Origin of the sequence: Halomonas halocynthiae DSM 14573 (genome assembly GCF_000425725.1) — a bacterium.
Taxonomy (GTDB): Bacteria; Pseudomonadota; Gammaproteobacteria; order Pseudomonadales; family Halomonadaceae; genus Halomonas; species Halomonas halocynthiae.
Map to the genome: position 1 here is coordinate 1 of NZ_AUDZ01000001.1, position 1,224 is coordinate 1,224.

1 rRNA gene is annotated in these 1,224 nt (G+C 54.7%); it reads right to left on the minus strand.

Going from position 1 to position 1,224, the window contains the following annotated elements:
- Window positions 1–54 precede the first annotated feature (54 nt).
- Window positions 55–1,224, minus strand: a 23S ribosomal RNA gene (locus H616_RS0100005); the annotation flags it as partial.

Genomic DNA, 1,224 nt, shown 5'->3' on the forward strand with positions numbered 1-1,224 from the left:
CACTGTAGTTGCGTATCCGGCCGTGTGTCTCGTGATCAAACGGCTTGGGGTTATATGGTCAAGCCTCACGGGCAATTAGTACCGGTTAGCTCAACACCTATTGGTGCGTCCACACCCGGCCTATCAACCAGCTAGTCTTGCTGGGCCCTTCAGGAGGCTCAAGGCCTCGGGGAGATCTCATCTTGAAGGGGGCTTCCCGCTTAGATGCTTTCAGCGGTTATCCTGTCCGAACATAGCTACCGGGCAATGCCACTGGCGTGACAACCCGAACACCAGAGGTTCGTCCACTCCGGTCCTCTCGTACTAGGAGCAGCACTTCTCAAATCTCCAACGCCCACGGCAGATAGGGACCGAACTGTCTCACGACGTTCTAAACCCAGCTCGCGTACCACTTTAAATGGCGAACAGCCATACCCTTGGGACCGACTTCAGCCCCAGGATGTGATGAGCCGACATCGAGGTGCCAAACACCGCCGTCGATGTGAACTCTTGGGCGGTATCAGCCTGTTATCCCCGGAGTACCTTTTATCCGTTGAGCGATGGCCCTTCCATACAGAACCACCGGATCACTAGAACCTACTTTCGTACCTGCTCGACGTGTCTGTCTCGCAGTCAAGCACCCTTATGCTCTTGCACTCAATGCACGATTTCCAACCGTACTGAGGGTACCTTCGTGCTCCTCCGTTACTCTTTAGGAGGAGACCGCCCCAGTCAAACTACCCACCACACACGGTCCTCGATCCGGATAACGGACCTGAGTGAGAACGCCAATGATGCCAGGCTGGTATTTCAAGGTTGGCTCCACTCCATCTGGCGACAGAGTTTCAAAGCCTCCCAGCTATCCTACACAGGCAACATCAGCGGTCAGTGTGAAGCTATAGTAAAGGTTCACGGGGTCTTTCCGTCTAGCCGCGGGTACACCGCATCTTCACGGCGATTTCAATTTCACTGAGTCTCGGGTGGAGACAGTGTGGCCATCATTACGCCATTCGTGCAGGTCGGAACTTACCCGACAAGGAATTTCGCTACCTTAGGACCGTTATAGTTACGGCCGCCGTTTACCGGGGCTTCGATCAAGAGCTTCGCCTTACGGCTAACACCATCAATTAACCTTCCGGCACCGGGCAGGCGTCACACCCTATACGTCCGCTTACGCGTTTGCAGAGTGCTGTGTTTTTAGTAAACAGTTGCAGCCACCTGGTATCTTCGACCGCTTTCGGCTCC